At 66.6% G+C, this 24,855-nt stretch carries 23 protein-coding genes; 13 read left to right on the forward strand and 10 right to left on the reverse strand.

Annotated features, from left to right (window positions below; translation table 11 throughout):
• Positions 1-124: 124 nt before the first annotated feature.
• On the forward strand, positions 125-2,740 hold the full coding sequence (locus ACK8CO_RS06745; RefSeq protein WP_414898619.1) for a hypothetical protein: 2,616 nt from the start codon (positions 125-127) through the stop codon (positions 2,738-2,740).
• 109 nt (positions 2,741-2,849) lie between these two features.
• Complete coding sequence (locus ACK8CO_RS06750) at positions 2,850-4,814, forward strand: cation:proton antiporter (RefSeq protein ID WP_080615203.1); 1,965 nt, start codon at positions 2,850-2,852, stop codon at positions 4,812-4,814.
• A gap of 481 nt (positions 4,815-5,295) precedes the next feature.
• On the opposite strand, the gene ACK8CO_RS06755 is transcribed toward ACK8CO_RS06750, so the two are convergent.
• Positions 5,296-6,321 carry a ribose-phosphate pyrophosphokinase gene (locus ACK8CO_RS06755; protein WP_080615202.1) on the reverse strand — a complete coding sequence of 342 codons (1,026 nt, stop codon included), beginning with the start codon at positions 6,319-6,321 and terminating at the stop codon, positions 5,296-5,298.
• A gap of 105 nt (positions 6,322-6,426) precedes the next feature.
• Here ACK8CO_RS06755 and ACK8CO_RS06760 point away from each other — a divergent pair, with 105 nt between their 5' ends.
• Positions 6,427-7,026, forward strand: a complete 600-nt coding sequence (locus ACK8CO_RS06760; RefSeq protein WP_414898620.1) for a 2-hydroxychromene-2-carboxylate isomerase — start codon at positions 6,427-6,429, stop codon at positions 7,024-7,026.
• Between the two features lie 51 nt (positions 7,027-7,077).
• Here the strand turns inward: ACK8CO_RS06760 and ACK8CO_RS06765 are convergent, their stop codons facing one another.
• From ACK8CO_RS06765 to ACK8CO_RS06790, 6 genes are all read right to left on the reverse strand, one after another.
• The gene (locus ACK8CO_RS06765; RefSeq protein ID WP_414898621.1) at positions 7,078-8,133 is read right to left on the reverse strand and encodes a threonine aldolase family protein; all 1,056 of its coding nucleotides are present in this window, start codon (positions 8,131-8,133) and stop codon (positions 7,078-7,080) included.
• A gap of 5 nt (positions 8,134-8,138) precedes the next feature.
• The gene (locus ACK8CO_RS06770; RefSeq protein WP_414898622.1) at positions 8,139-8,618 is read right to left on the reverse strand and encodes a YcgN family cysteine cluster protein; all 480 of its coding nucleotides are present in this window, start codon (positions 8,616-8,618) and stop codon (positions 8,139-8,141) included.
• 4 nt (positions 8,619-8,622) lie between these two features.
• On the reverse strand, positions 8,623-9,585 hold the full coding sequence (locus tag ACK8CO_RS06775; protein ID WP_414898623.1) for a bifunctional riboflavin kinase/FAD synthetase: 963 nt from the start codon (positions 9,583-9,585) through the stop codon (positions 8,623-8,625).
• Positions 9,586-9,616: 31 nt separating this feature from the next.
• Positions 9,617-10,060: a MaoC family dehydratase gene (locus ACK8CO_RS06780; RefSeq protein WP_080615199.1), complete on the reverse strand. Its 444-nt coding sequence runs from the start codon at positions 10,058-10,060 to the stop codon at positions 9,617-9,619.
• Between the two features lie 279 nt (positions 10,061-10,339).
• Positions 10,340-11,209 carry a TIGR01459 family HAD-type hydrolase gene (locus tag ACK8CO_RS06785; protein ID WP_414898624.1) on the reverse strand — a complete coding sequence of 290 codons (870 nt, stop codon included), beginning with the start codon at positions 11,207-11,209 and terminating at the stop codon, positions 10,340-10,342.
• A 63-nt stretch (positions 11,210-11,272) separates the two neighbouring features.
• Positions 11,273-12,193 (reverse strand): manganese-dependent inorganic pyrophosphatase, encoded by a 921-nt coding sequence (locus ACK8CO_RS06790; protein WP_414898625.1) that lies wholly within the window; start codon positions 12,191-12,193, stop codon positions 11,273-11,275.
• A gap of 369 nt (positions 12,194-12,562) precedes the next feature.
• On the opposite strand from ACK8CO_RS06790, the gene groES reads away from it, so the two are divergent.
• From groES to ACK8CO_RS06825, 7 genes are all read left to right on the forward strand, one after another.
• Positions 12,563-12,850: a co-chaperone GroES gene (gene groES, locus ACK8CO_RS06795; RefSeq protein ID WP_042459131.1), complete on the forward strand. Its 288-nt coding sequence runs from the start codon at positions 12,563-12,565 to the stop codon at positions 12,848-12,850.
• A gap of 44 nt (positions 12,851-12,894) precedes the next feature.
• The gene (groL, locus tag ACK8CO_RS06800; RefSeq protein ID WP_080615196.1) at positions 12,895-14,538 is read left to right on the forward strand and encodes a chaperonin GroEL; all 1,644 of its coding nucleotides are present in this window, start codon (positions 12,895-12,897) and stop codon (positions 14,536-14,538) included.
• Positions 14,539-14,680: 142 nt separating this feature from the next.
• Positions 14,681-15,151 (forward strand): GNAT family N-acetyltransferase, encoded by a 471-nt coding sequence (locus tag ACK8CO_RS06805; protein WP_414898626.1) that lies wholly within the window; start codon positions 14,681-14,683, stop codon positions 15,149-15,151.
• Positions 15,152-15,511: 360 nt separating this feature from the next.
• On the forward strand, positions 15,512-17,791 hold the full coding sequence (locus ACK8CO_RS06810; RefSeq protein ID WP_414898627.1) for a calcium-binding protein: 2,280 nt from the start codon (positions 15,512-15,514) through the stop codon (positions 17,789-17,791).
• 313 nt (positions 17,792-18,104) lie between these two features.
• Positions 18,105-18,368, forward strand: coding sequence for a hypothetical protein (locus ACK8CO_RS06815; RefSeq protein ID WP_414898628.1), 264 nt, complete (start codon positions 18,105-18,107; stop codon positions 18,366-18,368).
• Between the two features lie 179 nt (positions 18,369-18,547).
• Complete coding sequence (galU, locus tag ACK8CO_RS06820) at positions 18,548-19,453, forward strand: UTP--glucose-1-phosphate uridylyltransferase GalU (protein WP_080615192.1); 906 nt, start codon at positions 18,548-18,550, stop codon at positions 19,451-19,453.
• A 4-nt stretch (positions 19,454-19,457) separates the two neighbouring features.
• Positions 19,458-19,550 carry an NAD-dependent epimerase/dehydratase family protein gene (locus ACK8CO_RS06825; RefSeq protein ID WP_369822805.1) on the forward strand — a complete coding sequence of 31 codons (93 nt, stop codon included), beginning with the start codon at positions 19,458-19,460 and terminating at the stop codon, positions 19,548-19,550.
• A 178-nt stretch (positions 19,551-19,728) separates the two neighbouring features.
• Here ACK8CO_RS06825 and ACK8CO_RS06830 read toward each other — a convergent pair whose 3' ends face one another.
• A complete protein-coding gene (locus tag ACK8CO_RS06830; protein WP_414898629.1) occupies positions 19,729-20,196 on the reverse strand; it encodes an RrF2 family transcriptional regulator in 468 nt (155 codons plus the stop codon).
• Positions 20,197-20,474: 278 nt separating this feature from the next.
• On the opposite strand from ACK8CO_RS06830, the gene ACK8CO_RS06835 reads away from it, so the two are divergent.
• Positions 20,475-20,654, forward strand: a complete 180-nt coding sequence (locus ACK8CO_RS06835) for a hypothetical protein (protein WP_414898630.1) — start codon at positions 20,475-20,477, stop codon at positions 20,652-20,654.
• Between the two features lie 681 nt (positions 20,655-21,335).
• The gene (locus ACK8CO_RS06840; protein WP_414898631.1) at positions 21,336-23,111 is read left to right on the forward strand and encodes an SLC13 family permease; all 1,776 of its coding nucleotides are present in this window, start codon (positions 21,336-21,338) and stop codon (positions 23,109-23,111) included.
• Positions 23,112-23,132: 21 nt separating this feature from the next.
• Here ACK8CO_RS06840 and dmeF read toward each other — a convergent pair whose 3' ends face one another.
• Together dmeF and ACK8CO_RS06850 are read right to left on the reverse strand one after the other, a co-directional pair.
• Positions 23,133-24,179 (reverse strand): CDF family Co(II)/Ni(II) efflux transporter DmeF, encoded by a 1,047-nt coding sequence (dmeF, locus tag ACK8CO_RS06845; RefSeq protein ID WP_414898632.1) that lies wholly within the window; start codon positions 24,177-24,179, stop codon positions 23,133-23,135.
• An 8-nt stretch (positions 24,180-24,187) separates the two neighbouring features.
• The gene (locus tag ACK8CO_RS06850) at positions 24,188-24,460 is read right to left on the reverse strand and encodes a metal/formaldehyde-sensitive transcriptional repressor (protein ID WP_080615188.1); all 273 of its coding nucleotides are present in this window, start codon (positions 24,458-24,460) and stop codon (positions 24,188-24,190) included.
• 163 nt (positions 24,461-24,623) lie between these two features.
• Here ACK8CO_RS06850 and ACK8CO_RS06855 point away from each other — a divergent pair, with 163 nt between their 5' ends.
• A complete protein-coding gene (locus ACK8CO_RS06855) occupies positions 24,624-24,827 on the forward strand; it encodes a DUF2892 domain-containing protein (protein ID WP_414898633.1) in 204 nt (67 codons plus the stop codon).
• Positions 24,828-24,855: the final 28 nt, after the last annotated feature.

Below are 24,855 nucleotides of genomic sequence, written 5' to 3' on the forward strand. Positions count from 1 at the left end.
CAGACCGGGACAAGACGCCCCCGGCTCCGACATGCCGTGCCCCCTTCTTCCGGTCGGCGGTTTCCTGCTATAGTCCGCAGGATCGAGCTATGGGACCGGGGCATAACCGGTGTAGAGAGCCGCAATGAAACCAGATTTCGCGCTGACGCTCGCCGAGGACGGGATCGGCCTTCAGCACCGCGCCAAGGCGGGCTGGCGGTCTCTGGGCGAGGTGTCCCTGCACGACCCGGGCCTGGACCAAACGCTGCGCCTTCTGCGCGCGACCGCGGGCAACCTTGCCGAGGGCCGGCCCCTGGTCGCGCTGGTGATACCCGACAGCCAGATCCTTTACACGGAGCTTCCGGTCGAGGGCGAGAGCCGGGCCGAGAAACGTGCGAGCCTTCTGCGCGGGCTTGACGGGCTGACGCCCTATCCGGTCGAGGAGCTGGTCTTCGACTGGCAGGAGACCGGCGGCAGGGCCCGGCTGGCGGTGGTCGCACGCGAGACGCTGGCCGAGGCCGAGGCCTTCGCGCAGGCCCATCAGTTCGATCCGGTCAGTTTCGTGGCCCGGCCGCCCGCCGCACAATTCGAGGGCGAGGCATCCTTCGGCCCGACCGCCGCAGCCGCAACGCTGCTGGCAGCGGACGCACCGGCGGCCCCCAAGGCCAGACCGGACAAGGCCCCGCGCCCCGCCCCCGAAGCAAGGCCCGTGCCGGAGGCCAAAACAGCCCCCGAGGCCGCCCCCGCTTCCGGTGCAGAGGCCGCGCTCAAGACAAAGCCGGCAGCCAAGGCCGGCACCCCACCCAAGGCAGCCCCCACCCGGGAGGCAGAGCCTGCCCCAAAGGTCGTCTCCACCCAAAAGACAGGGCCCGCGCAAAGAACAGAAACCCGAGCGCAGGCCAAGCCCGCACCTGCCCCCGGGGCGCAGGACAAACAGGTTGCACCACCGCCTGCGCCTGCCGTCGATCCAGCCCCGGCGGCCGTCTCCGTGCCTGCACCCCCGGCTGCCAGTCCGACTCCATCGGCGCCAATCTCACCTGTTCCCGCCTCTCCTTCCGCCCCCCGCCCGCCACAAGCGGAGGCCCCCGCCGGGACGGAACAATCCGCAGCGCGCCCCGCTGCGGGGACCGGGCGCCGCCCTGCCGGGTCGGTCCGTCCGGAGCCGCAGCCGATGCGCGGGCTCGACCTGAGCGCCGCCGCGCGCCCCTCGGCCGGGCCGGAGCCGATGCAGATCGTCAAACTGGGCGGGGCGGGGATTGCGGTCGTTGCGGCCATCGCCCTGGGGGCGATCCTGCTGCCTCGGGACCCGACACCCGCTCCGGATACCGGCACCACCGCGGGTCTTGCCCCGCCCTCCGGGGCAGAGCGCTCGCAAGCCGGGGCACCGGACCGGCAACCGCCTGAAGACCGCTCCTCGGGGCGCGCGTCCGGTGACGCGCCGCACCAGCAGGCAAGCGGCAATGCACCGCGTGCCGATAGCGCCACTCCGGACTCGCCCGTGCCGGCCCCGCTGTCAGAAGCCGAAGCGCTCGAGGCCTATGCCAGTACCGGGATGTGGCAGCGCGCCCCGGACCCGATGAGCGCACCGGCGCAGGACCGGATCGGAGATCTGTATGTCTCCGACATCGATCGGGCGGTCCGGCCGCCCGAAGCCGGCATGCTGCCCGATCCGCAGATTGCCCGCAGAGACGACCAGCCGCTGCCGATGCAGGCCGACCCGCCCGGGCCCGACCAGACCTTCGAACTCGACGAACACGGTCTGGTCGAGGCCACGCCCGAAGGCGCGCTGACACCGGATGGCGTGACCGTGTTCCGCGGCAAGCCTGCGGCGGTGCCGCGGGCCCGTCCCGCCGATCTCGTGCCCGAACCCGAGCCGATTGCGGTGCCCGCTCCCGGCGATACCGCCGATGGTGCCGAGATTACCACCGATGGCGTACCGGTCTACGATGTCCGCCCCGAAACGACCCCCCCGGGCCGCCCCGGCGATCTGGGCCCGCCGGCCGGAACGGCCGCCGACGCGCCCGAAGATCCGCATGTCGACGCTCCAGACGACCGCGCCGAAGCCCTGGGCGACGACGCCCCAGCGGCCCAGAACGCGGCGCTCCCCGAGGAGAGCGCTCCGCGGCCATCGGCGCGCCCTGCGCCTCAGACGGCCGAGGCGCCGCCGCCTGCAGTGGTCGCGGCCGACCCCGCCTTGGCCGCCCGGATCGCAAGCTACTCGCCCCGCACCCGGCCCGCATCCGTTCTGGCCCGGGCCGAAAACCCGGCCACCGCTGTTCCCGGCACGCCTCCGCGGGCACGGCCAGAAGACCTGGCGCCCGCGCCAGCGCCCGACACCGATGCCGCTGTGACGGCCGCACTGGAAGACCTCGCCGACGGCGAGGACGAGGCTGCGGACTCCGACGAACTGCCCGACAACGCGCTCAGCGCCTCGCTCCGCCCGGCCTCGCGCCCTTCGGATTTCGAGGACAGGACGGTGCAGGCCGTTGCAGCCCCGGTGCAACCGGCCATTCCCACAGCCGCATCGGTCGCCCGGCAGGCCACCCTGCCCGATGCCATCAATCTTCGTAATCTAAACCTGATCGGCGTCTACGGAACCTCGGCCGACCGCCGCGCGCTGCTGCGGCTGCCCTCTGGCCGCTTCGTGAAGGTCAAGGTCGGCGACACCGTCGATGGCGGCCAGGTCGCGGCCATCGGCGAAACCCAGCTGCGCTATGTCAAGCGCGGCCGCAATATCGTACTGGACCTGCCGGGCGGCTGAGCGCGCGCTCCCGGCCCCAGCTTTCCTGCCTGCGCCCCCGCCGGGACGCCGCCCCCTTCCTCACTCATGCTTGACCGAGACGCTCTCGGACCCGAGGATTCCAGACGACATGGACAGCTTTCTGCTTCCCGCCCTGATCTGCCTTGCCGCAGCGGTGATCGCCGTTCCCCTCGCCGCGCGGCTGGGGCTCGGATCGGTTCTGGGCTATCTCGCGGCCGGCATCGCCATCGGCCCGTCGCTCGCCCTTCTCGATGCCGAGGTCGAGGACATCCGCCATGTCGCCGAATTCGGCGTGGTGCTGATGCTGTTCTTGATCGGCCTCGAGCTCGAGCCGAGAACGCTCTGGCGGATGCGCACCCGGCTGGTCGGGCTGGGCGGCCTTCAGGTGACGCTGACCACGCTGGCGATCATGGCCGCCGCGATCCCGGCGCTGGGGCTCGACTGGCGTCCGGCGCTGGCGGTGGGGCTGGTCTTCGCCCTGTCCTCGACCGCGATCGTGCTGCAGACCCTGTCCGAGAAGGGGCTGATGCCCACCAATGGCGGGCGGGCGAGCTTTTCGGTGCTGCTGGCGCAGGATATCGCGGTGATCCCGATGCTGGTGGCGCTGCCCTTGCTGGTCGCCGCGCCGAAGGCCAGGATCGCCCCCGACGGCTCGGTGATACGCCCGGCGATCGAGGCCGCACCGCATGGCGGCAGCTTCTCGCTGGTGGCGGGCCTGCCCGCCTGGGGCGTGGCGCTGGTGACGCTGGGCGCGGTGGCGGCGGTGATCCTCGCCGGGCATTACCTGATCCGTCCGGTCTTCCGCTTCGTCAACATGGCGCATCTGCGCGAGATGTATACCGCGCTGGCGCTGCTTCTGGTGATCGGCATCGCGGTCCTGATGGGGATGGTCGGGCTCTCGCCCGCGCTTGGTACCTTCCTCGCGGGCGTGGTGCTGGCCGATTCCGAATTCCGCCACGATCTGGAAAGCAATATCGAGCCGTTCAAGGGCCTGTTGCTGGGGTTGTTTTTCATCACCGTGGGCGCGGGCATCGACTTCAAGGTGCTGCTGGCCGACCCGGCCGGGATCTTCGCGCTGGCGCTTGGGGTGATGGTCGTCAAGGGGCTGGTGCTGGCGGTGCTGGGCCGGCTCTTCGGGCTGAAGGGGCGCGACCGCTGGCTGTTCACCCTGGGCCTGGCCCAGGCCGGTGAATTCGGCTTCGTGCTCCTCGGGCTTGCCGTCCAGCAGGACGTGCTGTCCCAGCGCCTGACCCAGACGCTCCTGCTGGTGATCGCGCTGACCATGCTGATGACGCCGCTTTTCTTCTTCGTCTACGAGATGCTGTCGAAGCGCTTCGCGGTGGCCGGGATCGGGACCGACCGCGCCCCCGACCGGATCGACGAGCGCAACCCGATCCTGATCGCCGGGATCGGCCGGTTCGGACAGGTGGTGCAGCGCATGCTGCAGATGTCGGGCTATCCCGCGACCATGCTCGACGACGACCTCCCCACCATCAACCTGATGCGCAAATTCGGCATCAAGGGCTTCTTCGGCAACCCGACCCGGCCCGAGACGCTGATGGCCGCGGGGCTGGGCACGGCGCGGGTCTTCGTGGTGGCCCTCGACGATCCGGCGGCCACGACGCGGGTGGTGCGCTATGCCCGGGGGGTGCGGCCCGATCTGACCATCATCGCCCGCGCCCGCGACCGCGCCCATGTCTACGAGCTTTACCGCGCCGGGGCCGACAAGATCGTGCGCGAACTGTTCGACAGCTCGCTCCGCGTCGCGCGCTATTCGCTCGAGGCGATGGGGCTGAGCGCGACCGAATCCCGCGAGCGCGAGAGCGCCTATTACGATTTCGACCGCCGGATGGTGCGCGAACTGGCCGATCTGTGGAAACCGGGCGTGCCGGCCGAACGCAACGAGCCCTATCTGCGCCGCGCCCGCGAGCTGAATGGCGAGCTCGACACCGCGCTGCTGTCGCGGCGGGCAAGGCGGCGCGCGGCAGAAGAGGCGACCGCAGAGGGGATTGCGACGGAGAAGGCGGCAGCCGAAGGGGCTGCTGCAGAGGCGGCGGCCGAATCCCGGGACTGAACCGGCACAGCCTCGGCCATCATGATCGGGATGGGTCGGCCCGATCCGGGTGGGGCCCCTGCAGCCGGTCGGCCGCTCCCGTGCCCGGCAGGAGCGCCCGGTTTTCCGTCAGTTCGCCCCGGGGCTCCGGGACAGGGACCGGGACCGGGACCGGGACCGGGACCGGGAACGCATCGGGCCCCGCGCCCCGGCCTGGCAATCGCCGCGCCGAATCCGATCGACCGCGATCCTGCCCGGGGACAGCCTTTCGGACCAACACATGAGGCAATGCAGGCAGGGGGGGCGCGCACATTTCCCGCAACTCGGCCCAGCTTCAGTGAAAAGCGATACCGGAGATCATCAGCCGGTGCAGCGAGCCTGGCTAAGAGAGCCGCCCGCCCCTCGAGGCGACGCTGTGGCGGATGAGCTCAAGTCCCCCCGGCCAGCGCCGGATCTTCCGCCGCCAGCCGTCGGGGGGCTCACGTTCATGTGGCCGTCAGGCTCAGACGCGGCCCGGGGCGTAGAGGCCCTCATAGATCGGGGCCAGCGTCGCGTGCTCGAAGAGCGAGGAGACGCTGGTGCCTTGCCAGATGTTCATGATCGCCTGCGCGAACAGCGGCGCGGTCGGCACGATGCGGATATTGGGCGTGGCAAGGACGGCCTCGGTCGGCTGGATCGAATCGGTCACCACCACCGATTTCAGCTGCGAATTGCGGATACGTTCGACCGCGGGGCCGGACAGCACGCCATGGGTGATATAGGCATGCACCTCCTTGGCGCCGGCCTCGATCAGCTTGTCGGCAGCCTTGCAGAGCGTCCCGGCGGTGTCGCAGATGTCGTCGACGATGAAGCAGATCTGCCCCTCGACATCGCCGATCACGGTCATCTCGGCCACCTCGCCCGGGCGTACCCGGCGCTTGTCGACGATGGCCAGCCCCGACCCGATCCGCTGCGCCAGTTCGCGGGCGCGGGTCACGCCGCCCACATCGGGCGAAACCACGGTCGTCTGGGGGGCGAGCCCGTTGAATTCATGCGCGATGTCGAGCGCGAAGATCGGCGAGGCATAGAGGTTGTCGACCGGGATGTCGAAGAAGCCCTGGATCTGGGCAGCGTGCAGATCCATCGTCAGCACCCGCTCGATGCCGGATTCGGTGAGCAGGTTCGCGACCAGCTTGGCGCTGATCGGCGTGCGGGCCTTGGTGCGACGGTCCTGACGGGCATAGCCGAAATAGGGGATCACGGCGGTGATCCGCGCGGCCGAGGAGCGACGCAGCGCATCGGCCATGATCATCAGTTCCATCAGGTTGTCATTGGCCGGGTTCGAGGTTGGTTGGATCACGAACATGTCCTCGCCGCGGACATTCTCGTAGACCTCGACGAAGATCTCCTGGTCGTTGAACCGTTCGACCCGGGCGTCGACCAGGTCGACATTGATGCCCCGATGCATCGACATCCGCCGGGCAATGGCAGAGGCAAGCGGACGGTTGGCGTTGCCCGAAATCAGTTTCGGTTCGTGAATATTGTGCATGGGGAGTGTCTCCGGCGGCGGCCGATTCGCGCGTGTAACGATACGTTGACAGCGCTTAACACCGAGCTACGGTCTTGAAAACCTTATGAGGGAAGGGGCGTCACGATGGCCCATATCGACTATTACTTCACTGTGATCTCGCCATACGTGTATCTGGCAGGCAACCGGCTGGAAGAGATCGCGGCCCGCCATGGCGCGACACTCACCTACAAGCCCGTTGATATAATAACGCTTTTTTCCCGTACCGGCGGCACGCCCCTGCCCCAGAGGTCCGACGCGCGCAAAGCCTACAGATTGCAGGAGCTGCGCCGGCAATCGGCGAAAGCCGGGTTGAAACTGTCCCTCGAGCCCGCGCATTTTCCCACCAATCCGGCGCCCGCCGCCTATGCCATCATTGCCGCGCAGGCAGCCGGTGGCGGCGATCTCGGGCAATTGGTTCATGTGCTAGCCCGCGCCTGCTGGGCCGAGGACCGCGACCTGGCCCAGGACGAGGTCATTCGCGACTGCCTGCAGGCGGCGGGGTTCGATCCGGGGCTTGCCGACCGGGGGCTGCTAGCAGGGGCCGAGACCTATGCCGCCAATCTGGAAGAAGCGACCGCCCGGGGTGTCTTCGGCTCGCCCTTCTACATCACCGATGACGACGAGCGGTTCTGGGGCCAGGACAGGCTCGACGATCTCGACCTGCATCTCGCGGGAAAGCTCTAGCGCGCCCCGGGTCCGGCCCCGGATCAGACCTCAAACCGGGGCGCGCGCGGCTCAGTCGCCCCGGACGATGGCCAGAAGCGCGTCGACCTCTTCGTCGGTCGTGCACCAAGAACAGACCAGCCGCGCCGGCAGGGGGACATCGCCCGGGCCGTCCAGCGAATGGTCCATCGGCCAGAAGTAATACTGCGCCCCGGCCGCATGGGCGCGGCGATGTGCCTCACGCGGGAAGGCGGCGAAGACGGCATTGGCCTCGGTCGGGTGCAGCAGCGTCGCGCGGTCAAGCGCGGCAAGCCCCTCCGACAGCCGGGCAGCCGCATCATTGGCCCGCGCCGCCAGCTTCAGCCAGAGCCCGTCCTTGAGATAGGCGGCCATCTGCGCCGACAGATAGCGGTGCTTCGAGAAGAGATGCCCGCCCCGCTTGCGCCGGAGCTCGAATTCCCAGGCATGGGCCGGATCGAACAGCACCACCGCCTCGACCCCCATGCAGCCATTCTTGGTGCCACCGAAGGACAGGACGTCGATGCCCGCTTTCCAGGTCATCTCGGCCGGGCTGGCGCCGGTCGAGACCAGCGCATTGGCAAAGCGCGCCCCGTCCATGTGGACCGGCAGGTCGTATTCTGCCGCGACCGCAGTCAGGGCGGCGACCTCGGCGGCGGAATAGACCGTGCCGAGCTCGGTCGCATTGGTGAGCGAGACCGCGCCGCGCTGGACATTGTGCACACCCGCCCGGGCGGCATGGGCGATGGCCCCGTGCAGCGCCTCGGGGGTCAGCTTCGCATCGGCGCCCTCGACCAGCGTCAGCTTGGCACCGCCGGTATAGAATTCCGGCGCGCCGCATTCGTCTTCCTCGATATGCGCGTTGCGATGGCAGAAGACCGTGGCCCAGGACGGACAAAGCAGCGCCAGCGACAGCGCATTGGCGGCAGAGCCGGTCGCGACCAGATAGACCTCGGCCTCGGGCGCCTCGAAGGTCTCGCGGATCATCGCGCGGACATCGGCCATGATCGCGTCACTGCCATAGGACATGGCATAGCCGTGATTGGCCCCGATCAGGGCATCCAGGATCTGCGGCGGCACCGGCGACGTGTTATCCGAGGCAAAATGCATGGCTGTTACAGCTCCTCTTCGATGAGGTGATCTTCCCAGTCCTCGAGCGGAACATCGAATTCGGGAATGGTCCAGCCCTGAACCGACTTCCCGGCCTCGTGCACGCTTTCGGGATCGCCCGAGACCAGAGGATGCCAGTCGGCCAGCCCGCGCCCCTCCCAGAGCCGCCGATAGGCACAGCTCGCGGGCATCCAGTAGACGACCTCGCCCAGCGTCTTCGGCGACAGCACCACGCATTCGGGCACGATGCTCTTGCGGATCGCGTAATTGGCGCAGCGGCAGGTGCTGTCATCCAGCAAGCGGCAGGCGATGCGGGTGAAGACGACCTCGCCGGTATCGGCATCCTCGAGCTTGTTCAGACAGCATTTGCCGCAGCCGTCGCAGAGCGCCTCCCATTCGGCGGGCGTCATCTCCTTCAGCGCCACGCGCTCCCAGAATCGCGGGCGCAGCTTTTGCGGATCGGTCTTGCGGGGCCGGCGCGCCACCGGCTCAGTCCCGCGCGAAGGGCAAGGGACGATCACCGGTCAGGATCGCCCGGGCCCGGCTGCAATCGGCATCCATCTGCGCGACCAGCGCATTCAGGCTGTCGAATTTGGCCTCGTCGCGCAGGAATTCGACCAGCGCGACCGACAGGTGGGTGCCGTAGAGATCGCCCTCGAAATCGAAGAGATAGCTTTCGCAATTCGGGACATTCTCGCCGAACATCGGTCGGATCCCGATCGAGGCGGCGCCGTCATAACAGCCCTGATGCGGCCCCGAGAGCACGTCGACCCTGACCGCATAGACGCCGAAGCGGGGCCGGTGCAGGCCCCGGATCGACATGTTTGCCGTCGGGAAGCCCAGATCTCGGCCGCGCGCATCGCCATGCAGCACCTCGCCTTCGATCCGGTGCCAGTGGCCCAGCATCGCGGCGGCATCGCCCGGGCGTCCCTCGCTCAGCGCGTGGCGGATCGAGGTCGAGGAGACCTCGCCCACATGGTTCGACAGAAGCGGCACGGCGGTGACGCCGAACCCCATCCCGGCGCCGAACCGCGTCAGGTCCGCGACGGTGCCGGCGCGCCCCTTGCCAAAGCAGAAATCCGCGCCGACGACGACATGGGACAGCCCCAGACCGTCGACGATGACCTGCTGCGCGAAGGCTTCGGGCGAGAGCCCCGCGAGACGCGCGTCGAAGGGCAGTTCGTACAGGTGATCGACCCCCAGCTTGGCCAGCCGGTTGGCACGGGCCTCGGCATTCATCAGCCGGAACGGGGGCGCGTCGGGGGCGAAGAACTCGCGCGGATGCGGCTCGAAGGTCAGGATGCCCAGCGGCACGCCCAGGCGCTCTGCCTCGGTCCGGGCCGCCTCGATCACCACCCGGTGGCCGAGATGAACGCCGTCGAAATTGCCGATAGCGACCGCGGCGCCGCGGTCGCCCGTGGCGTTTCCGGTCCAGGAGGCAAAGGTCTGCATGGCCCCCGATTGCACCGGAGGCCGGGCCGCGTCAATCGAATTTCTTGCTGGGCGCCAGCACCACGGCCTCGCCCTTCAGAACCGGCTTGCCGTCGACCAGGCAGCGACAATCCAGCGTCACCCGACGGCGCGCATGGTCGATGCTCTTGACCTCGACCTCGGCCAGCACCATGTCGCCGGGACGCACGGGCGCCATGAATTTCAGGGTCTGGCCCAGATAGATCGTGCCATGGCCCGGAAGCTGTTCGCCGATCACCGCCGAGATCAGACTGGCGGTCAGCATGCCATGGGCGATCCGGCCCTCGAAGATCGTCTCCATCGCGTAATCGTCGTCCAGATGCACCGGGTTGCAGTCGGTCGAGACCTCGGCAAACATCTCGATATCGCGGTCGGTCACCTGCTTGCGCAGATGGCGGCACATACCGATCTCGAGTTCCTCGATACAAATCGTTCCGCGTGGCATGTTGTCGAGCATTCCCGGCCCCCGGTGGATCATGTTGCACCGCAGCATAGCGAAGATATCACCCTGCCGCAATGCGGGAGGGTAATTTTTCGCCACAAAGCGGAACCAGAAAGCAACTTTCTTGCGCCGGGAGTTCCATCATTTCACCCGGCCAAGGCCCGACCTGCAGGGGCATGCTGGGCCGGAATGCCGGGCAAGGCAAGGGCCATGTCAGGAAAAGGCCAGGGCGCGCAAGCTCTTGCGCGCCCCGGACAGGGCCGGGCACAAGGACCCGAGCGAACGGGACCGGGATCAGCGCAGGAAGCCGATGGCGTAGGTCGGGCTGGCCATGTGCTGTTTCAGGAAGGCGTCAAGCCGTTCGGGGTCAGGCTGGTGCCGGGTCTCGGTCTCGGCCGCGGCGAGCCCGCCCGAGATGAAGAGCGAATCGAGATCCTCGCCGATGGCACCCGCGATGTCGGTACGGATGCCATCGCCGATGCACAGGATCTCGGAATCGGACACATTGGCGAATTCGGCCAGCCGTTGCCGGGCCAGATCGTAGATCGGCGGCTGGGGCTTGCCGAAATAGAGGCTCTCGCCGCCCATCCTGGTATAAAGCTCGGCGATGGCGCCTGCGCACCATTCGCGGGTCTCGCCCCGGTCGACCACCAGATCGGGGTTGGCGCAAAGCAGCTTGAGCCCCTTCTGCTTGGCATACAGCAGTTGCGGGCGCAGCACGTCCGGATCGGCATGCGAATCGAACGGGCCGGTGCAGACGATGCCCTCGGCCTCTTCCAACGGGACCCGCTCGATCTCGACCGGGTCGCGGACGATGCCGATCGGGTCGAAGAAGGTCAGGTCGAAATCGATGCCGATGAAATAGACCCGCTTGCCGACAATGCCGCGGAACAGCGCGGCCCGGGCACTGTCGCCAGAGGTGGCGATGGTGTCCCAGCTGTCGCGGGCGACGCCGATCTCCTCGAGCTGGCCCTCGACCGCTTTGCGGTGGCGCGGCGCATTGGTCAGCAGCACCACCTTGCCGCCCTGGGCACGGTAGCGCTGAAGCGCTGCGACGGCCTCGGCGAAGGGCTCGCGCCCGTTATGCAGGCAGCCCCAGAGATCGACGAAGAGAGCCTTGTAGCGGGAGGAGACCTCGTCGAGGCTCTCGATGATCGGTGTCATGGGCGCATTTCCTTGAAAGCAGGGAGGCGCCGGATGCGGCGCCTCCGAAACTCGTATCAGCGGTCAGAGTTGCAGATTCGGGATGATCTGCTTCTTGCGGCTGACGATGCCCGGCAGCACCACGGTGTCGCCCGCGACAGTGGCGGCAAAGCTCTTCTCGGCCACCGCCCTGACCAGATCGTTCGGCACCAGAAGCGTGGCCTCCTGCCGGAGAATATCGACGACGAAGAGCAGAACCTGATCGGCGCCATCCTCTTCGGCCACGCCGGTCATCGCCTGCATCAGGCTGTCCTTGCGGTCGAGCACGGTCTTGGGCGAGGTGGTTTCCAGCACCGAGACGCGGAATTTCTTGCCCGCGACCTCGTATTGCTTGGAATCCATCCGCAGCAGTTCGGCATCCGAGAAGGCCGAGACGTCGGATTTGGCCGCGAACATCTCGGCAGCATAGTCCGGGATCGAGATGTCGAGCTCGGCGGCGAGCCGTCCGGCGACGGCGGTATCGGCAGGCGTCGTCGTCGGCGAGCGGAATTCCAGCGTGTCGGACAGGATGCAGGACAGCATCGCGCCCTTGATATTGTCTGGCATCTTCGCCGCGTCCTCGCCCATCAGATCGAACATGATGGTGGCGGTGCAGGCGACGGGGCGCACGGTGATCTCGATCGGCGAGCGGGTCTTCAGCCCACCCTGCAGCAGGTGGTGGTCGATGATCGCGAGCACGTTGGCCTCGTTGATCCTCGAGGGCAGCTCGGCGACGTTGTTGGTATCGACGATCACCACATCCTCGCCCGGGGCGACATCGGCGATGATCTCGGGCTGCTCGAAGCCCCAGCGCTCCAGAACGAACCGGGCTTCGGTATTGGGCGTGCCCAGCAGCTTGGCCTCGGCAGCCATGCCCTTGATTTCGGAAAGGTACCAGGCCCAGATCAGCGGCGAGCCGGTGGAGTCGGTGTCGGGGGCCTTGTGGCCGATAACCTTGATCGTCATGTCATGTGCCCAATTTGCGGATGTCTGAGGTCGGCGCCCTTATAGAAGCGGCGCGCGCAGTTGTCACCCGGGCCCGCACACTCTTTCTGCGCTGCAGCATGAGCGGACGGCGCCTTCCCGCGCCGAGCCTCTGCCATCCTGGCGTCGTGGCGCCAAGGAAGCGTTCGGACTTTGTTCGTGCCCGGTTCGCTGCCCGTTCGCGGTATCTCCGCGCAGGTGCCAAGCGGCCTCGGGCAGGCGTTTTTTTCGCAATTTTTTCGCCGGGCCGATGCTTGACAGCCAGTCGCGGCTTTCCTATCTCCGCCTCATTAGCACTCACCGGGTGCGAGTGATAAAACCTCGGCACCCAGAACCAAGGAGCGTTCGAACATGGCATTCAAACCTTTGCACGACCGGGTTCTCGTTCGCCGCGTCGAAAGCGATGAGAAGACCAAGGGCGGCCTGATCATCCCCGACAGCGCCAAGGAAAAACCGGCGGAAGGCGAAGTGATCGCCTGTGGCGAAGGCGCCCGCAAGGATTCGGGCGAGCTGATCGAAATGGCGGTCAAGGCCGGCGACCGCGTTCTCTTCGGCAAATGGTCGGGCACGGAAGTGACGATCGAGGGCGAAGAGCTGCTGATCATGAAGGAAAGCGACATCCTCGGCATCATCGCCTGAGCGGTTCGCCCTTAGAAACAACCAGATAACCAGGAGCAAGCGATATGGCTGCCAAGGACGTCAAGTTCGATACCGATGCGCGCAACCGCATGCTGAAAGGCGTGAACATCCTCGCCGATGCGGTCAAGGTCACCCTGGGCCCGAAAGGCCGCAACGTGGTGATCGAGAAATCCTTCGGGGCGCCCCGGATCACCAAGGACGGCGTGACCGTCGCCAAGGAAATCGAGCTGGAAGACAAGTTCGAGAACATGGGCGCGCAGATGGTGAAGGAAGTCGCTTCCCGCACCAATGACGAGGCCGGCGACGGCACCACCACCGCGACCGTGCTGGCTCAGGCCATCGTCAAGGAAGGCACCAAGGCCGTGGCCGCGGGCATGAACCCGATGGATCTGAAGCGCGGCATCGACATGGCCACCGCCAAGGTCGTCGAGGCGATCAAGGCCGCTGCCCGTCCCGTCAACGATTCCGACGAAGTCGCCCAGGTCGGCACCATCTCGGCCAACGGCGAAGCCAATATCGGCCGCTTCATCGCCGATGCGATGCAGAAGGTCGGCAATGACGGCGTGATCACCGTCGAAGAAAACAAGGGCATGGAAACCGAAGTCGAAGTCGTCGAAGGGATGCAGTTCGACCGCGGCTACCTCTCGCCCTACTTCGTGACCAACCCCGACAAGATGGTCGCCGAGCTGGACGACTGCATGATCCTGCTGCACGAGAAGAAACTCTCGTCGCTGCAGCCGATGGTTCCGCTGCTGGAATCGGTCATCCAATCGCAAAAGCCGCTGCTGATCATCGCCGAGGATGTCGAAGGTGAAGCGCTGGCGACCCTCGTCGTCAACAAGCTGCGCGGCGGCCTTAAGATCGCTGCCGTGAAAGCCCCCGGCTTCGGCGACCGCCGCAAGGCCATGCTGCAGGACATCGCGATCCTGACCGGTGGCCAGGTGATCTCGGAAGATCTCGGCATGAAGCTCGAGAACGTCACGATGGACATGCTTGGCCAGGCCAAGAAGGTCACTATCACCAAGGACGAGACCACCATCATCGACGGCCATGGCGACAAGGCCGAGATCGAAGCCCGCGTTTCGCAGATCCGTCAGAACATCGAGGAAACCTCCTCGGACTATGACCGCGAAAAACTGCAGGAACGTGTTGCCAAGCTGGCCGGCGGCGTTGCCGTCATCCGCGTCGGCGGCATGACCGAAGTCGAGGTGAAAGAGCGCAAGGACCGCGTCGACGACGCCCTGAACGCGACCCGCGCCGCGGTGCAGGAAGGCGTGATCGTCGGCGGCGGCGTGGCCCTGGTGCAAGGCGCCAAGGTGCTTGACGGCCTGACCGGCGACAACAGCGACCAGAATGCCGGTATCGCCATCGTGCGCCGCGCGCTCGAGGCCCCGCTGCGTCAGATCGCCGAAAACGCCGGTGTCGACGGTGCCGTCGTTGCGGGCAAGATCCGCGAAAGCGGCGACACCCATTTCGGCTTCAACGCCCAGACCGAAGAATATGGCGACATGTTCAAGTTCGGCGTGATCGACCCGGCCAAGGTGACCCGGACCGCTCTGGAAGACGCGGCCTCGGTCGCGGGCCTGCTGATCACCACCGAGGCGATGGTGGCCGACAAGCCCGAGCCGAAAGGCGCTTCCGCCGGCGGCGGCATGCCCGACATGGGCGGCATGGGCGGCATGATGTAATCTGCCCTTGCGAATATCGGGAAGGGGTCGCTGCGGCGGCCCCTTTCTCTTTCTTGCGCCAGGCGCCCGCGATGCCCGCTGCACCAGCATCCGCGACAGCCCGGCCCCTTCCCTCTCCGCCCGAATTTGCTAGGCTCGCCCCATGACCATCCGCCCAGCGACCGCCTCCGATTACGGCCCCATTTCCCGGCTGCTCGATGCTGCATTCGGCCGCGCCGACGAATCCCGCCTGGTCGAGACGCTGCGGGCGCAGAAGGCCATGGCGCGCGAATGGCTGCTGGCCAATGACAAGGAAGAGATCCGGGCCTATCTGGCGCTGGTCCATATGGTCGCGCCGCGCGGCTGGTACGCGCTGGCGCCGGTCGCGGTGGCGCCGGGATCGCAGGGGCTGGGCCTCGGCGGACGTCTGATCCATGCCGCGCTCGAAGTGGTCGAAGGGCCGGTGGTGGCACTGGGCGACCCCGGCTATTACACGCGCTTCGGCTTTTCCGTGGGCCGTGCCGCCAATCTGGTCTCGCCCTACCCTCTCGACGTGACCGCCATTTACGAACCGGATCCGAGCGGCCCGCCGCCTCTGGACCGACTGGTCTATGCACCGGCCTTCGGGGCCTGAGCGCAGCGGCGCCGCAACGCATCCTGCCCTCGCGCGAGACCGCATCTCCAAACGACCTCCCGCCGCCCTGCGCGCGCCCGTTCATCTGCATGTCCGATTGTCCGTTTTTCAAAAGCGTAAGAACAATTAAATTGTTCATGAAGATTAACAGACAAAGCGAAATCGGCCCTCATATCTCCGGCCACACGCCGCATATTGACTTGCATCTGCAAAAGGCGCTTAATTAAATTAAATTAAAAAAGTATTTATCAACGAGTCGCCTTTCTTTCCAGCCGTCTTTTTGCGCGCTCCGGAAAATTTGCCGTGCGGGGACCACGTCATTTTTGATGGCGCGCATTTCAGGTTTATGGGGGTCATCCGATGTTCACGAATGGGAACGACCAAAAAACAATCCTGCCGTCCGGCAATGCGCATACCTTTGATGCGCCGGGCGGCTTCGATACCGTCGCGACAGATGCCACCTCCACTCCCGGCAGACTGAGCGGCACTCTGCCGGGCGCGGCCCGGTCCCCGAGCCACAATTCGGTCAGCCTGAGCATCGCGAATGTCGAACAGGCAATGGTGATCGGAAGCGCGGGCAATGACGCGATCACCGGCGAAGACGGCAACGACACGCTGCTTGGCGGCGCAGGCAATGACAAGACCCTGGCCCGGAGCGACGGCACGGGCATGGGTGGTACGGGCTTGGGCGGCACGGGCAGCGACACGTCCTATCTCGTTTCGGTACCGGACAGCAGCCAGAGCATCGACCTCGCCACCGGAACCGGCGTCACCACCTGGAGTGGTTTCGAGCCGACCGGCGCCGTCCTCTCGGCCCGCGGGAACGATGTCCTTGCGGGCTTTCTGCTGACCGATATCGACGGGGACGGCTGCCTTCATCTCGACTATTCCGGAACCGATCCCAGCAGCCGGACGGCGCTTTCCGTCAATCTCGACGTCTATGGCGGGACCGTCCATCTCAGCGATTCCAGCAGCGAAAGCTACGGCATCTACGGCTTCAACGAATTCGACATCATGGGCTCTGCTGGCAATGACCTGATTGATATCTCGGAATCCGACGGAGGGACGGTCGACGGCGGGGCCGGGAACGACACGATCTGGGGCGGTTACGAGCCATCGATCCTTTATGGCGGTGACGGGCACGACCAGATCCACAGTTGTTCCGATTACGATATCCTGCATGGCGGCAACGGAAATGACAGCCTTTACGGATATCTCTATTCGGACTCGGAACTCTGGGGCGACGATGGCGACGACTATCTCGACTCGGGCGACAGCGATGGCGAGCTGCATGGCGGGGCCGGCAATGACACGCTGATCGCCGGCGAAGGCGCCCCCTTGCTCGATGGCGGCCCCGGCGATGACTATATCTACACAGAGCTTGGGCAAGACGACATAGACGGCGGCACAGGGAATGACACTCTGGTCATAGCGGCGCCGTATTACCCCATCGACTACGATCTCGACATCAGCCAGGGCGGGGGCATCCGGGGCATCGAATACGCCGATATCACGCTTGCCGACGGCAACGATACCATCCGGCTCGGCATCGCCTCGGCCTATATCGCCGAGACCGACGGCACCGATCATCTGATCCTCGACTATTCCGAGACGGATGAAAGGGGCCGTACGGCAACATCGGTCCATTTCGATCTCGCGGCAAATGAAAGCACGGCGACGCTGAGCGACAGCAGTACCATCTCCTGCAATCTCGACCTCGACATCTTCACCGTGACCGGCTCCGGCGGCCATGACCGGATCGACGGCAGCATCGCGACGCAGGCCTGCACCTTCGCGGGCGGCTCCGGCGCCGACACCCTTCTGGGCGGCAGCGGCGCCGACACCATCACCGGCGGCGGCGGCAACGACACGATCGAAGGCGGGGCCGGCAATGACCGGCTCGAGGGCGGCTATGGCAATGACAAGATCGACGCGGGCACGGGCAACGACATTCTCATCGGCGGGGCCTGGGACGACACCCTGAACGGCGGGGCCGGCAACGACACCTTCCTCTATGGCGCCGGGGCGAACGGCTATGACATGGTCGATGGCGGCACGGGCACCGACAGCCTCCTCGCCACGGCCGATAATGTCACCATCGGCCTCGGCGGGCTTGTCGGCGTCGAGATCGTCGATGCCGGCGGGCATGCCGGCGTCGTGCTGCAGGGCTCTGCCGGGCACAACCTGCTGGACCTCTCCGCGACCACCCTGAGCGGGATCGAAAGCATCGACGGCGGATCGGGCCGCGACACCATCATCGGCAGCGCCGGGGCCGATGTGATCATCGGGGGCGCGGGCGGCGACATCCTGACCGGCATGGCCGGAGCCGACATCTTCGAGTTCAATGAAGCAAGCCACAGCAAAGGCAGCAATACCGACCACATCACCGATTTCACGACGGGAGAGGACCTGCTCGACCTTTCGGGGATCGACGCGAATTCGGGGCTGGCCGGAGACCAGGATTTCGATTTCATCGGCACGGCGGCATTCAGCGGCACCGCGGGCGAGTTGCGGGTGGATCTGACCTCGCTGCCCGGCATGACGGTGATCCTGGCCGATATCACCGGCAACGGGGCTGTCGATCTCGAGATCCGTCTCGACGGGCTGCACAGCCTCGCGGCCACCGATTTCCTGCTGTGAGCCTTCCGCGCGCGGAAGGCACGGCAACCGGAGCGGCGCGCGGGAAAACAGTCCTGGGACTGCTATCCCCGGCGCGCCGCTCTGCCGAGGGTCGAGCCCGGTCGGGCACTGTTCTTTCCCCCACCGCCGGTCGCCTTGCGATCCCCGGCCCCGCCCGCGTGCTGACCGCCGCAGTCACGACGCGGCCCCGGCGAGGCGCACCGCCCATGACCCTGCCGGTCCCGGGATCCCGGCTTTCGGGTTTCGCCTGGGCGACCGGCTGATCTCGTGACGGACGTCTGGTCATCCGCAGGTGAACGGCAGGGCCCGGCCGATGGCCGGAGACGATGCCGCCGCCGCATCCCTGCCCCGGCGCTTTCCCGATCGCGGCCGCCCGGCGACGTTCTCCGGATCTGGCCTGTCGGGCCGGGTCCGGCGGCTGTGCCTTGCCGATACGCGGCTCAGTCACCTGCAGGCACTGGAATGGCGGCGGTTTTCCATCTACGATCCCCGCAACGAGGCCGGGCGCGCCATCGGGCCCGTCGCGGAGATGGCCGCCTCGGGCACAGTGTCGACGCCCGATCCGGATCGGCCCTGAAACCCCTGGACGGGAGCCCGCTTGCACTGGCCCGTTGACATGCCCCCAGATCAGATCCCGTTCCGGCCCCGGTCAGTATCGGCATCACGGCCCTCATGCCGGGCCAGTTATCTTTCCTCGGCGGATAGGCCTCCGGCCCCGCCCGTTGTCTGTCATCTTGTGAAAAAGGAACATTTCGAATGCAGAACCGGCAAGTAACGAAGGCGGTTTTTCCCGTGGCGGGTCTTGGGACGCGTTTTCTTCCCGCGACGAAATCGATTCCGAAGGAGATCATGACGCTGGTGGACCGTCCGCTGATCCAATACGCGATCGATGAGGCGCGGGCGGCCGGGATCACCGATTTCATCTTCGTGACGTCGCGCGGCAAAAGCGCGCTCGAGGATTATTTCGACCACGCCCCGCATCTGGAGGACTCGCTGCGCTCGAGGGGCAAGGACGACCTGCTGGAGATCCTGCGCAGCACCGACATGGAAAGCGGCGCGATCGCCTATATCCGCCAGAAGATGGCGATGGGGCTGGGCCATGCCGTGTGGTGTGCGCGGCGGCTGATCGGCAACGAGCCCTTCGCGGTGATCCTGCCCGATGACGTGATCGCGGCCGAGACGCCCTGCCTGCAGCAGATGACCGAGGCCTATCGCGAGACCGGCGCGAACATGGTGGCGGCGATGGAAGTGCCGCCCGAGAAGGCCTCGGCCTATGGCATTCTCGATGTCGCGCGGGACATGGGCGACAGGGTGCTGGTCAAGGGGATGGTCGAGAAGCCGAGCCTCGAGGAGGCGCCCTCGAACCTGGCGGTGATCGGGCGCTATATCCTGACGCCGAAGGTGCTGCACAATCTCGACCAGAACCTGCGCCACGAGCGGTTCGGGGCCGGGGGAGAGCTGCAGCTGACCGACGCCATTGCAGAGGAGATCGACGGGCAGGGGGTGTATGGCTACCGCTTCACGGGGCAGCGCTTCGATTGCGGCTCGAAGGCCGGGTTCCTGCAGGCGACGGTATCCTTCGCGCTGGCGCGGCCCGAGCTGAAGGGTGAGTTCGAGGACTACCTGCGCGCCCGGTTCGCCCGGCCGGAGGCGGCGGAATAGGGCGATGGCGCATGTTCTGGTGACGGGCGGGGCGGGCTATATCGGCGCCCATGCCTGCAAGGCGCTCGCGCGCTCTGTGGCGCCCGGGACGGGGTGACGCCGGGCGAGGCCAGCGCCCTGTCGGGACCTGTGTCCGGCCGGAACCGGGATCGGCCGGCCGGCGCCCCGCCCGGAGCTTCCGCCCATGATCGGGGACGCCCGGGCTGGATCCCGGTCGTAAGCATGTCGCAGGGGGCCACAGGGGGCCGGATCGGCGGAGGGGCCGGGCCGCGCCCTCAGACGGGCGGCAGGGCGACATCCGCCGCCAGCCGTTCGATCCGGTCGGGGCTTTCCAGAAGATCGGCCAGCGTCAGCGACTCGATCAGCAGCAGATAGGCGTAGAAGACCTGTCCGAACAGCCTGCGGATCCGGCAGCTTTCCTCGTCCTCGCAATCGTCGCAGGGCTGATAGGCCCGACGCGAGAGGCAAGGTAGCGGCGCGATCGGCCCGTCGACCTCGCGCAGCAACTCGCCGATCGAGACCTGGCGCGGTTCCTTGATCAGCAGATACCCGCCCGACCGGCCCCGGCGCGATCCGAGATAGCCCGTACGCTTGAGATCGAGCAGGATATGTTCCAGAAACCGCTTGGGCGCGCCCGAGCGCTGCGAGATCTGTTCGATGGTCAGCGCCTCACCCGCCCCGGCAGCCTCTTCCGCAAGCGCGATCAGAGCCTTCAGGGCATATTTTGTCTTCTGGGTGATCATTTGTCACGAATACGGGCGAAACCGGCGCCGATCAAGCGAAGGAATCTTCTGCCCTCCGCAGGTCCCCTGTTCTGAAAGGCGGAATAATCCCCATCAATTCAATACCCTGAACGGTAGCCGGCGAGCCTCTTCCAGCGCTGGCGGCAAGGCTTTTGTGGCCTCCGGCGGACAGCGCGCTGACCCGCCGGGGAATTCTCTTCTCGGAAACCACGAAGGACAGGAGGATTTATCACGACATCCCCTGTAGACTTGACGGGCCACAATGGGGGATTCGCACCATGCAGCCAACTCGGCGCTTGGGTTTCGGCGGGCTTGTGACGATGAGGCGGCGCAACGCGGGTGCGTTGTTCATCTTTCTGCTCGCCTATCTGGCCCTCTTCGCGTTCATCCTGACGCCGGAAAGCCTTTGGATCATGCCGCCCTCTGCCGCCGGCCAAAGCCAGAGCGCCGGACATTAGCACCAACAGACCGAGCCGCCGCGCGCCATGCGCGTAAGGAGGCCGGTTAAAATGGCGGGACGAAATCGGCGGCCTGTCGGGCGGGTCCCGCCGGATCTTCGGGTTTTCGCGCGGTATCGAGCCCGAGAGCGGGGTCGGTGCCCTTTTCCCCTCTTTCGGCGGCCGTCCCGTTTCCGCGCGCAATCGGACGGAGCAAGTGGCGCTTCTGGCAATATCCCATCGCAGACAGGACTGATGCCGAAGCGAACCCTGCTGCGGCTCTCGCCCGGAGCACCGGTCTTTCTCCGCGACCCTGGGCCCCGCGATGCCGGCAAGGCCCGGGCCTACGCGATGTGCGCCCGGAATGACCCGGCTTCTGCCCCGGATCTTACGCAGCTCACGCCGCTGCCCATGCGGTGGCGGTCCGGGCTGACCCGCCGGGCACAGCGGATGACCGGCGCCATACCGAAGGGCGCTCCGGCACCCGGCCGGACGTCGCGGGGCAACGGCCGCGGGCTTCGAGCTGCCGGCCCGACAGAGCCTCGTGCATGACCGGCTGTCAGGTCACGACAGGGAGGCAAAAGCGCGCCCGGACCTGCGCGCGCCGGTCAGACGCATCGCCAAGGAACCGCTTCCACAGAAACCCGATCTAACCTATCGTATTTAACCTGAATAAATGCGCCCATCGGAAGGTCCGTCCGGATGTCGCTCGACCAGATCGTCGTTCTTGCCCTGCTTGCCATTGTCTTTCTCAGTTTCGTCAAGGAAACATATCCGCCCGAAGTGACCGCGCTCGCGGCCTCGGCCGCATTGCTCGCCACCGGGATCATCGAGACCGGCGATTTCCTGACCGTGTTCGGGTCGAGCGCGCCGATCACCATCGCGATGATGTTCATCATCTCGGCAGCACTTGAACGCACCGGCGTGCTGGCCACGCTTGGCGATTTCATGACCGCGCGGGCCGGAGGCTCGTATCTTCGCGCGCTGTTCCTGATGATGATCGTGACGGTGCTGGCCTCGGCCTTCATGAACAACACCCCGGTCGTGATCCTGCTGACGCCGGTAATGATCTCGGTCGCGGCCAGCCTGGGCGTCGCGCCCTCTCGCCTGCTGATGCCGCTGTCCTTCGCGGCGATCTTCGGCGGAACGCTGACCCTGGTCGGCACCTCGACCAACATCCTGATGAGCGGGGTCGCGAAAGAGACCGGCCAGCCGCCGATATCGATGTTCGAAATGACCCTGCCCGGGCTCATCTTCGCCGTGGTGGGCATGACCTACATGGCCCTCGCCGGACGCTTCCTGCTGCCCGACCGGCAATCCCTGGCGCATGTGATGGGCCGCGAATCCAGGCGCCGCTTCCTTGCCCGGCTGCTGATCCCGGCCGGATCGCGCTATATCGGCAAGCGGCTCGACGACCTGCCCTTCAACACCGCCGAAACCCGTATCCTCGACGTGATCCGGGGCGAGGTCTCGATGCGGCGCAGCCTCGACAAGCTGGTGCTGGAGCCCGGCGACCGGCTGGTCCTGAAAACGGGCACCGGCGAGATCCTCGGACTGAAGGAAAACGGCCAGGTGGCGTTCCGCGACCTCTCGGACCGGGGGGTCGAGCCCGTGACCGCCGACCAGACCGTGACGCTCGAGGCCAGCATCGGTCCGAATTCGATGCTGCGCGGCCGGCCGCTGAGCGAGTTGCGGCTGCGCCGCCGCTATGGCGTCTATGTCATGGCCGTGCATCGCGCGGACCGCAACCTGTCGGAGCGGGCCGACAACATCCGCCTGCAATTCGCCGACACGCTGCTGCTGGAGGGCCCGCCCGAAGGGCTTCGCCGGCTGGTCGAGGATGGCGGCGTGATCAATCTATCGGCGCCCACCGAACGGCCGATGCGGCGATCCAGGGCGCCCATCGCCATCGCCACGATGGTGGCGGTCGTCGGGCTTGCCGCCCTGGAGGTGATGCCCATTGCCGGGCTTGCGGTGATCGGCGCGGTTGCGGTGATGCTGACCCGCTGCGTCGATCCCGAAGAGGCGTTCAACGCCATCGACTGGCGGATCCTGTTCCTGATCTTCGGCATGCTGGGGCTCAGCAAGGGCATGGAGGAGACCGGCACCGCACAGCTGATCGTCGACTGGGTGGTTGGGCTCATGGGCGGGTTCGGGCCGCTGGCGATCCTGGCGGCGGTCTATGTGCTGACCAGCGCGCTGACCGAGATGATCAGCAACAACGCGGTGGCGGTGCTGGTCGGTCCCATCGTGATCGGGCTGGCAACCCAGCTGGGGGTCGATCCGCGCCCCTTCATCATGGCGGTGATGTTCGCGGCCTCGGCCAGTTTCGCCACGCCCATCGGCTATCAGACCAACACCTTCGTCTATGGCGCGGGCGGCTACCGGTTCCGCGATTTCCTGAAGGTCGGCCTGCCGCTGAACATCATCTTCGCCGTGCTCGCGGTCGGGGTGATCCCGCTGTTCTTCCCGTTCTGAACGGGAACCAGACGGGGCGGCTCAGACCGCCTCGACCTCGATCGTGACATGCGAGAGGCGGCCCAGATGCGCCAGCCGCCCGCGATATTCTGCCACCGGGCGCGGATGCTCGTCCGAGATCGCGACGATGGCGCCGCGATGGCCGGGACCGAGCTGCCAGACATGCAGGTCGACCACCCGGGCGCCGTCGGTCTCGATGGCCTCGCGGATCTTCTGCGGCAGCGTCTCCGAACGCGGCACGAAATCGACCAGCACGCCGCCGGCATCGCGCATCAGTCCGAAGGACCAGCGCGCGATCAGGATCGCCCCCAGCATGCCGATGATCGGGTCGAGCCAGACCCAGCCGAAGGCCCGCCCCGCGACCAGCGCGGCAATGGCAAGGACCGAGGTCAGCGCATCGGCCAGCACATGCAGATAGGCCGCGCGCAGGTTGTGGTCGACCTCGTGGTGGTGGTCGTGCGAGTGATGCCCGGCCTGCGCCCCATGGTCGTGGGCGTGGTCGTGGGCGTGGTGGTGATCGTGGCCATGCCCATGGCTGTGCGCATGCGGCCCCTGATGCAGCAGCACCGCGCTGCCGATATTGACCAGAAGGCCGATGACCGCGACGAAGATCGCCTCGCCGAAATGGATGCCGACCGGATGCACCAGCCGAACGAGGCTTTCCCAGCCGATCATCAGCGAGACCACGCCCAGCACCACCGCACTGCCGAAGGCCGCCAGATCGCCCAGCTTGCCGGTGCCGAAGGTGAAGCGCGGGTCATGGGCGTGACGACGCGCGAACATGTAGGACAATGCGGCAATGGACAGCGCCGCGGCATGGGTCGCCATGTGCCAGCCATCGGCCAGCAGCGCCATCGAGCCGAATACCGTGCCCGCCGCGATCTCGATCACCATCATCGTCGCGGTGATGGCGATCACCAGCCAGGTGCGCCGCGCATTGCGGTCGTGATCGCTGCCCAGAAAGACATGGTCGGGACCGCCGGGGCCGCGCGGATGGCAGAGCGCCGCGCCGCCCTCCGCGTCATGGGAATGATGGTGCGAGTTCTCGGAAGGGGCGTGGTCATGCATGATCCGGCCTATTTCAGATAGGTGCGAAGGACCGAGGCAAGCTCCGCGCCACCCTGTTCGCGGCCGGTCTCGTCCTCGACCAGAATGACGTGATGGCGCAGGTGATCCTCGATCAGTTCCTGGGTCAGCCCGGCAGTGGCGCCGCGCACAGAGGCCACGAGCTGCAGAATCGCGCCGCATTCCTTCTCGGCCTCGATGGCCCGCTCGATCGCCTCGATCTGCCCTTTCAGTCGGCGCACCCGCGCCAGAAGCTTTGGCTTGTCCTTGGTAAGATGCGACATTCATCCGCCTCGATAGATATAGGGGGTATACCTATCAGAGCCAGCCTCGAAAATCAATCCGGGCCCCGCAATTTTCACATTCCATTTCTTGAATTATTGGGCGCCAGCCCCTAGCTTGGGTCCATCCGGGCCGAACAGCCCCTGCCCCGAAAGGAGACCCGCCATGACCCTCGACCGCGCCGTGATGATGTTCGCGGGCGCGATGATCCTTCTGTCGCTTGCCCTCGGCAGCTGGCTGTCGCCCCTCTGGTACCTGCTGACCGCCTTTGTCGGGCTGAACCTGATGCAGGCCTCGGTCACGGGCTTCTGTCCCGCCGCGATGCTGTTCAAAAAGCTCGGGATCCGACCCGGAACCGCATTTCGCTGAGCCCCTGCTGCGGCACCTCGTCCGGGCC

Source organism: Rhodovulum sp. HP10, from assembly GCF_047553435.1.
In the GTDB taxonomy this organism is placed as follows: Bacteria; Pseudomonadota; Alphaproteobacteria; order Rhodobacterales; family Rhodobacteraceae; genus Rhodovulum.

What these genes read in the sequence shown, in the direction of transcription:
- ACK8CO_RS06830 (WP_414898629.1), bottom strand. Translation starts at nt 20,196, where the DNA reads ATGATCACCCAGAAGACAAAATATGCCCTGAAGGCTCTGATCGCGCTT.
- ACK8CO_RS06785 (WP_414898624.1), bottom strand. Translation starts at nt 11,209, where the DNA reads ATGACACCGATCATCGAGAGCCTCGACGAGGTCTCCTCCCGCTACAAG.
- ACK8CO_RS06850 (WP_080615188.1), bottom strand. Translation starts at nt 24,460, where the DNA reads ATGTCGCATCTTACCAAGGACAAGCCAAAGCTTCTGGCGCGGGTGCGC.
- groES (WP_042459131.1), top strand. Translation starts at nt 12,563, where the DNA reads ATGGCATTCAAACCTTTGCACGACCGGGTTCTCGTTCGCCGCGTCGAA.
- ACK8CO_RS06745 (WP_414898619.1), top strand. Translation starts at nt 125, where the DNA reads ATGAAACCAGATTTCGCGCTGACGCTCGCCGAGGACGGGATCGGCCTT.
- ACK8CO_RS06815 (WP_414898628.1), top strand. Translation starts at nt 18,105, where the DNA reads ATGGCCGGAGACGATGCCGCCGCCGCATCCCTGCCCCGGCGCTTTCCC.
- ACK8CO_RS06790 (WP_414898625.1), bottom strand. Translation starts at nt 12,193, where the DNA reads ATGACGATCAAGGTTATCGGCCACAAGGCCCCCGACACCGACTCCACC.
- ACK8CO_RS06780 (WP_080615199.1), bottom strand. Translation starts at nt 10,060, where the DNA reads ATGCTCGACAACATGCCACGCGGAACGATTTGTATCGAGGAACTCGAG.
- ACK8CO_RS06760 (WP_414898620.1), top strand. Translation starts at nt 6,427, where the DNA reads ATGGCCCATATCGACTATTACTTCACTGTGATCTCGCCATACGTGTAT.
- ACK8CO_RS06855 (WP_414898633.1), top strand. Translation starts at nt 24,624, where the DNA reads ATGACCCTCGACCGCGCCGTGATGATGTTCGCGGGCGCGATGATCCTT.
- ACK8CO_RS06810 (WP_414898627.1), top strand. Translation starts at nt 15,512, where the DNA reads ATGTTCACGAATGGGAACGACCAAAAAACAATCCTGCCGTCCGGCAAT.
- ACK8CO_RS06775 (WP_414898623.1), bottom strand. Translation starts at nt 9,585, where the DNA reads ATGCAGACCTTTGCCTCCTGGACCGGAAACGCCACGGGCGACCGCGGC.
- ACK8CO_RS06840 (WP_414898631.1), top strand. Translation starts at nt 21,336, where the DNA reads ATGTCGCTCGACCAGATCGTCGTTCTTGCCCTGCTTGCCATTGTCTTT.
- ACK8CO_RS06765 (WP_414898621.1), bottom strand. Translation starts at nt 8,133, where the DNA reads ATGCATTTTGCCTCGGATAACACGTCGCCGGTGCCGCCGCAGATCCTG.
- galU (WP_080615192.1), top strand. Translation starts at nt 18,548, where the DNA reads ATGCAGAACCGGCAAGTAACGAAGGCGGTTTTTCCCGTGGCGGGTCTT.
- ACK8CO_RS06835 (WP_414898630.1), top strand. Translation starts at nt 20,475, where the DNA reads ATGCAGCCAACTCGGCGCTTGGGTTTCGGCGGGCTTGTGACGATGAGG.
- ACK8CO_RS06755 (WP_080615202.1), bottom strand. Translation starts at nt 6,321, where the DNA reads ATGCACAATATTCACGAACCGAAACTGATTTCGGGCAACGCCAACCGT.
- ACK8CO_RS06750 (WP_080615203.1), top strand. Translation starts at nt 2,850, where the DNA reads ATGGACAGCTTTCTGCTTCCCGCCCTGATCTGCCTTGCCGCAGCGGTG.
- groL (WP_080615196.1), top strand. Translation starts at nt 12,895, where the DNA reads ATGGCTGCCAAGGACGTCAAGTTCGATACCGATGCGCGCAACCGCATG.
- ACK8CO_RS06825 (WP_369822805.1), top strand. Translation starts at nt 19,458, where the DNA reads ATGGCGCATGTTCTGGTGACGGGCGGGGCGGGCTATATCGGCGCCCAT.
- dmeF (WP_414898632.1), bottom strand. Translation starts at nt 24,179, where the DNA reads ATGCATGACCACGCCCCTTCCGAGAACTCGCACCATCATTCCCATGAC.
- ACK8CO_RS06805 (WP_414898626.1), top strand. Translation starts at nt 14,681, where the DNA reads ATGACCATCCGCCCAGCGACCGCCTCCGATTACGGCCCCATTTCCCGG.